Source organism: Mycobacterium sp. (genome assembly GCF_040509115.1).
GTDB lineage: Bacteria > Actinomycetota > Actinomycetes > Mycobacteriales > Mycobacteriaceae > Mycobacterium.
Window position 1 is genome coordinate 1 of the sequence record NZ_JBEVLO010000153.1, and the last position, 6,822, is coordinate 6,822.

A 6,822-nucleotide genomic window follows, 5' to 3' on the forward strand; every position below is an offset into this window, starting at 1 on the left:
CCCGGCGCGCCATCGTGTCCGCCGCCCTCCACCTCCTGGAGGAACGCAGCTTCAGTGCGCTGAGCCTGCGTGAGGTGACCCGCGAGGCCGGAATCGTGCCCGCCGCGTTCTACCGGCACTTCGACTCGATGGAGGCCCTTGGCCTCGTCCTGATCGACGAGTCGTTCCGCGCCCTGCGCGACATGCTGCGCGGCGCCCGCGCCGGCAAACTCGACCCGAGCCGCATCATCGAGTCCACCGTCGACATCCTCATCGCCGGTGTGAACGACCGCCGCGAGTATTGGCGCTTCATCGGACGTGAACGCAACAGCGGAGTCACCGTGCTTCGCTACGCCATCCGCACCGAGATCCGCCTGATCACCTCGGAATTGGCGATCGATCTGACCCGCTTCCCCGGCCTCAACGATTGGAGCGCCGAGGACCTCAACATGCTGTCCAGCCTGTTCGTCAACGCGATGATCTCGATCGCGGAGGCCATCGAAGATGCAACGGACGCGAATGCACTCGACGAGATCCGGCAGACGGCGGTGAAGCAACTGCGGTTGATCGTCGTCGGGATCAGCGGCTGGCACGGTACCGATTGAGGCGCGCGCACCAGGTGTGAATCCCCGCGCCGCGACGTGGGCAGACCGTCCCCGCGACGGGAGCCGCGTCGAATGCGATGCGCGACTTCTGAACTCCGCCGATCCGGGCGGTGCGGGAGCGGACGCCCAACTGGTCCGGACTGCGACTCGGGCCGCGAGTGCCGAATGCGCTCTGAACGCCCTCCCCGACCGCTGCGACGAATCAACGGCAGCACAACGCTTTTCAAACCGTGACGAGCGTCTCAATCCGGGCTGAGCGCGCATCGGATCATGTCGCCGCCCGAGTCGACGCATGCACCGACCTCCCGTAGCGTCAAGAGCTGACCCCCTGAACCCGACCCCCGAACGGGAGCTGAGAGTCGACATGCCTGATGGATTCTCGTCCATGACCCACGTCGCGGTATCCGCCGCATGGGTGTTCGCCGCCGTCGCCGTCGCCTACGTCATTGGTGGCGTGCTGTCGTGGGCGCTGCAGCGCATCGGTCGCCGCAGCGCGCTGATCACCGACGTCGCCCACTTCACCCGAATACCTGGCCGCGCAACACTGATGGTGATCGCGGCGAGCATCGCGGTCAAACGCGTCGTCGATCCGTCCGCATCGTGGCGCGGATGGGTCGATCACCTGATGGTCCTGCTGGTCATCGCGGTCAGCACCTGGTTGGTGGCCAGCTTCGTGCGCGTCGCCGAACGCCAGGCGATCGTGCGGTTCGGTGGCGGCGACGAGATCACCGACGCCGATCGCCGCCGTCGACGGGTCCGCACCCAGGTGACGGTGATGCGCCGCCTGAGCATCGCCGTCATCATCGCGTTTGGACTGGCCGCGGCGTTGATGACGTTCCCGTCGTTCACCGACATCGGCAAGACGTTGTTCGCGTCCGCAGGCGTGCTGTCGGTGGTCGCAGGCCTTGCGGCCCAGACGTCGCTCGGTGCCGTGTTCGCCGGCATTCAGATCGCCTTCTCCGACGCCATCCGCGTGGGAGACGTGGTGGTGCTGGAGGACGAATGGGGCCGCATCGAGGAGATCACGCTGACCTACGTCGTCGTCCACGTGTGGGACGAACGGCGCCTGGTATTGCCGTGCACCTACTTCACCACCACCCCATTCCAAAACTGGACGCGCAACGCCACCGAGCTGCTCGGCACGGCGGAATTCGACCTCGACTTCACCGTTCCGATCGACGCCATGCGGGCCGAGCTGGAACGGCTGTTGGCCGCCAACGACCTCTGGGACGGCCGGGTCGGCATCGTGCAGGTCACCGATTGCGTCGGCGGCTACCTGCGAGTCCGCATGCTGGTCAGTGCGTCCAATGCGCCTGCGCTCTTCGACTTGCGCTGCCATGTCCGCGAGGGCATCACCGGGTGGCTGCAGCGCACCAACCCGGGAGCGCTACCCCGTTGGCGCGTCGAACAATTCGACGGTCAGGCTTCTGCACTGGAGACCCGCGACCTCACCACGCGTCGCGACCTGGCCGACGCCTCGTTGTTCAGCGGCAGCACGGCCGCTGAACAACGCGGGCGGATCTTCGATGCCGAGGATGCGGTCGCCGCGCCCGGCAACGACGGCAACTCCAACGGCCACCGCATCCGCTACGACGGCGACAACTGACTAACGCGGCGTACCGCCGCCGTCGACGATGACGACCTGACCCGTGATGTAACTCCCCGCAGGAGAGCACAAGAGCAACGCGGCGCCAACCAGCTCGTCGGCCGTTCCCAACCGCCCCATCAGGGTGTTACCGACCATGCTGTCGATGACCGGCTGAGGATTCTTGCGCATCATGTCGGTATCGATGGGCCCGGGTGCGATCGCGTTCACCCGAATGCCGTCGTCGGCGAACTCGGCGGCCATCGATCGGGTGAACGACATCAGCGCGGCCTTGCCGGAGGCGTACATCGACAACATCGGCGCGAAGACGAATGCCCCGACCGACACCATGTTGAGCACCGCAGCACTGGGACTGATCTTCAGATGAGGTAACGCCTTCTGCACCAGGAACACCGGGCCTCGGAGGTTTACCTCATACGATTTGTTGAGCGCCTCGACCGTCATCTCCCCCAGCGGCTGAGCGAGCGCGTTCGCGGCGTTGTTGACCACGACGTCGAGGCCGCCGAACTCCGCGACCGTACGGGCCACCAATTCATCGAGGTCGTCCAGGTTTCCCGCGTGGGCGCGCACACCGATGGCTTGACCACCGAGCCCTCGGAGATGTTGGGCTGCCGCCTCGCAGGCGTCGGCCTTGCGGCTGGCGACAACGACCCGAGCCCCGGCGAGTGCAAAGCCCTCCGCCAGCGCCAGCCCGATTCCGCGGGTGCCACCCGTCACGATGACGGTGCGATCGGTCATGTCGAAAAGGGCGTCGTATGTAGCGCGATCCACGACGGTCAGTAGAACACGTTGCAGTCGCGCCTCACACGCACCCGGTCACGGTGATGCGACGACCCACGTTGGCGCACACGCTGACGTTGGGTCTCGGAGGGGGCGGCACGTACACGGGAGGAGGCGGCGGAGGCGCTGCCTCGCCGGGCGGCGGGGGTGGTGGCGGTGGCGGTGGTGGTGGAAGAAGGTCGTTGAGCTCGTAGAGCGGGTCCGAGCAACCACTGACGTCGACGTGCCGTCCGCCGACGGATCCGCAAATGGCACTGGCGGCGGGCGCCTGGACCACGGTGAGGCCGGCAGCGACGATCACCGCCGCCACCCAGCCCGCTGCGCGCCGCATCGTCTGCATGTCGCCATGTTGCGCGTCATGGCGGCGTTCGTGTCGTGAATCGCGGGATTCGTGGCACGGCCTTGGCGTTCACGCGCCACCAGACCGGCCGCACCTGGCCTCAGCGGCGGCTCGGTCTCCTCGCCACCGCGCGACACCTGCGCTGCACGCCGTCAGGCGGTCGGCTTGCCCGCCGCGGGTGTCGGAGTCCAGAGCGATGACGAGATCCGCCGCCAGCCGGTGGGCCGGATCGGGCTGGTAATTGTTGGGTTGTCCGACAACGCGTTTGGTGCCGACACCACCACCACGTTCACCCCCACGAAGAACGAAAACTTCAACGGCACAGACACATTCGAGTACGCCACCAGTACAACCGCCACCGTCACGAAGCGCCGCCGACGCGAGACACCTCGGTCGGCGGGGAACGTGTATCGCGACCGATGACGGAACCCACTGCTGTCACCGTCGAGTCCCGCGGTATTCATTCCTACGCCATGGGAACCCCTGCCTTTGGGGGGTGGTGTGAGCCCACCACCGCTACGTCGAACCCAGCGGTCGGCCTGACCGGGTCGAGCGCCGCCATGCCGGCGACCGTCGGCCGCGCAGAACTACCGACGCGTACCTGGTTGGCACTGGGTCGTTGGGCATACGGCCGGGATCACGGCCTGTTCGCCACGATTCCCGACCCACGCACAGTCAGCGGAAGGGTTCGGTCATGGCACCGACATGGGTCGACACCCCCGCCCCGACCCGACCCCGAGCCTCCTGCCAGATGGCAACGAAAGCGTCGGCACCCCGGCTCTTCACCGCGGTGGTCGATAGTTCGCTGACGCGAAGACACCGCCCTGGCCCGATGGACGGCGAAGGTCGCCGCACTTGGCAGCAAATATGCCTCTCATGAATGATCTTGAGGGAGATGCGCGCCAGAGGGCCGTGCGCCCGCTCTCGCAGCGACGACATCCAGTGCGTTTGCCAATCTGGGACGAGCCGTTGCGCACGTCATCCGTTGCGCAAGTAGGCAAACTTCCCGGGGGCGCAGCGATCCATCGTCACCCGTTACCGGGACGGCTCAAAACACGTCATAAATAAATTCATCGGAAATGCTGGCGCTGAGCGATCTCGCAGCTTATGTTTGCTGAACCAGACCAGGGGGACCCTTGCCGTCGGCGAGGACTGGATCAAGGGGGGATTTGTGTCATGAGTGCTGCGCGAAATCATCGTAGGACCACTGCCCGTCATCGCAAGGCGGCCACGAGTTCACGGACGGGCGAACACGTCATGCTCACTCCACTAAGCCAACCAGGGCTTAGCTCAAGCCCCTTGGGGACCTACTCCCGGTTCATCGGCCGCATCGGCGCTCTGGCCGTCGCCCTGGGCGTCGGTGCGGCCGTGGCGACCAGCTATGGTCTCCCCGTCGCGCACGCCGACGAGACCAGCGACACCCCTCCCGGCGAAACCGCCGAGCCGACTCCCGGTGGCAACGACGGCGGGCCCAGCGGGGGTGATCAGCCGAACGATTCACCGGTGGCGATCATCAACGGCGAACCCGCAGGCGGAGATGACAACCCCGGCAACGGTTCCGGTACCGGAGGCGGTGACGTGCCGCAGATGAACCTCGATGCCAACACCGTCGTCATCGAACAAGACCTTGAGCCCGAGGATCACCCTGCCGGTGGCGGACCCGACACTCCGTTACCGACCCCCGACCAGAATCTCACGCCGGCGCCGCCGGTCGACCCACCGTCGCCGAGCCCCGACCCCGCACCGCAGGCACCCACGGCCAATCCGGCACCGCCATCCAGTCAGGCGCCGCCCCCACCTGCACCCCTCGCACCCGGCAGCGACAACGGCAAGGTCCTCGCCGGGGAGCCCAACGGCGACGACCCCGCCGGCGGCACCCCCGTCATAGCCCTGGACCAGGACACCACCGGTGGCAACGCCAACCGGATGACGCTGACCGACTTCAGCGCCCAAAGCTTCAGCCAGAACCCCTCGGTCAGCACCCTGGCCGCCCCCAACGTCATCGAACCCCCACAACCGGACCTGTTCGCAGGCCTGGCCACCCTGCCAGGAGTCGTCCTGCGCGTAGCCACCACCATCGCCGCAGCCTTCCTCACTCCCTTCCTGGCCCCCGGCCCCGCAGCACCCGGCTCACCGCCGATGTTGTGGGCCGTCCTTGCCTGGGTGCGCCGCGAGATCCAACGCACGCTGTTCAACCAGACACCCCAAGCCGTCAACGATTCCGCCACCACCGACGAAGACACCGACGTCATCATCGCCGTGCTCGGCAACGACAGCGACTTCGACGAGGACCCGCTGGTGGTCACGGACTACACCCAGCCGGCCAACGGCAGCGTCGTCCTCAACGCCAACGGCACCTTTACCTACACGCCGAACGAAAACTTCCACGGTACAGACACATTCGAGTACGCAGTCCAAGACGCCAGCGGCGCCCCGCACTACCACGGGATCCTGCAGGGCCTGTTCAACCTGGGGCACCAGGACACCGCGACCGTGACGGTCACGGTTGGGGCGGTCAACGATGTGCCGGTCGCCTTCGACGATGCGTTCGCCACCGACGAGGACACCCCGGTCAACGGCACCCTGCCCACCGGCACCGATGCCGACAACGACACCCTGACCTACGCCATCGCCACCGACCCCGCCCACGGCACCATCACCAACTTCGACGCCACCACGGGCACCTACACCTACACTCCCGACCAAGACCTCGGCGACGGTGAGACCCGAGACGACACCTTCACCTACACCGTCACCGACGGCGCTGCCACTAGCACACCCGCCACCGTCACCATCACCGTGACCGGCACCAACGACGCACCTGCTGCGGGTGACGGCGCCTTCACCACCGACGAGGACACCGCCCTCGTCGATTCGCTGCCCCCCGGCACGGACGTCGACGGCAGCGACACCCTCACCTACACGATCGTCGACCCGCCCACCAACGGCACCATCACCGCCTTCGATCCTGCCACCGGCGCCTTCACCTACGTACCGGACGCGGAGGACCTCGACGTCGGCGAAACCCGCGGCGACAGCTTCACTTACACCGTCAGCGATGGTGACGTCGACAGCCCCGTCGCCACCATCACGATCACGATCACCGGGGTCAACGACGCGCCGGTCGCGGTCGACGACGCGGCCGAGACCGACGAGGACTCTCCGGTTTCCGGCGACGTGTTGGACAACGACACCGACGTCGACGTGGAACCGCTGACCGTGGCCAACCCCGGCACCCAGACCGGCACCTACGGCAGCATCGTCATCAATCCGGACGGCTCGTACACCTATACGCCGGGGCAAGGCGGCCAGGTCGTCGGCGCCAGCGGTGCGGCGATCACGATCACCGACCCCAGCCAGGTCACGCAGGGGACGGCCTCTGGCCTCTTTGGTTCGGGCACTCGCAACTACATCGCCATCGTGTTCACTCCAACCAGCACCCAGTCCTACAGCTTTGGACAGACCACGGCGCCGGTCGACACCGTAATGGCCATCTATGACGGAGCTTTCGA

Annotated in this window: 6 protein-coding genes; 3 read left to right on the top strand and 3 right to left on the bottom strand. The window is 66.7% G+C overall.

Going from position 1 to position 6,822, the window contains the following annotated elements; translation table 11 throughout:
* On the top strand, positions 1-584 hold a 584-nt coding region (locus ABW137_RS11325; protein ID WP_526399877.1), incomplete at its 5' end, for a TetR/AcrR family transcriptional regulator.
* A gap of 385 nt (positions 585-969) precedes the next feature.
* The gene (locus ABW137_RS11330) at positions 970-2,190 is read left to right on the top strand and encodes a mechanosensitive ion channel family protein (RefSeq protein ID WP_526399879.1); all 1,221 of its coding nucleotides are present in this window, start codon (positions 970-972) and stop codon (positions 2,188-2,190) included.
* Here the strand turns inward: ABW137_RS11330 and ABW137_RS11335 are convergent, their stop codons facing one another.
* The 3 genes from ABW137_RS11335 to ABW137_RS11345 form a co-directional block, all read right to left on the bottom strand.
* Entirely contained in the window at positions 2,191-2,961 is a 771-nt protein-coding gene (locus ABW137_RS11335; protein WP_526399880.1) for an SDR family NAD(P)-dependent oxidoreductase, read from the bottom strand. It abuts the gene before it with no gap.
* 31 nt (positions 2,962-2,992) lie between these two features.
* Positions 2,993-3,301 (bottom strand): RNA-binding protein, encoded by a 309-nt coding sequence (locus tag ABW137_RS11340; RefSeq protein ID WP_526399886.1) that lies wholly within the window; start codon positions 3,299-3,301, stop codon positions 2,993-2,995.
* A gap of 161 nt (positions 3,302-3,462) precedes the next feature.
* A complete protein-coding gene (locus ABW137_RS11345) occupies positions 3,463-3,633 on the bottom strand; it encodes a hypothetical protein (RefSeq protein WP_526399882.1) in 171 nt (56 codons plus the stop codon).
* A 976-nt stretch (positions 3,634-4,609) separates the two neighbouring features.
* Here ABW137_RS11345 and ABW137_RS11350 point away from each other — a divergent pair.
* The coding region (locus ABW137_RS11350) for a cadherin-like domain-containing protein (RefSeq protein WP_526399884.1) at positions 4,610-6,822 on the top strand (2,213 nt) is incomplete at its 3' end.

Excerpts from the sequence above, each read along its gene's own strand:
- ABW137_RS11340 (WP_526399886.1), bottom strand. The coding sequence starts at position 3,301 with ATGCGGCGCGCAGCGGGCTGGGTGGCGGCGGTGATCGTCGCTGCCGGC.
- ABW137_RS11330 (WP_526399879.1), top strand. The coding sequence starts at position 970 with ATGACCCACGTCGCGGTATCCGCCGCATGGGTGTTCGCCGCCGTCGCC.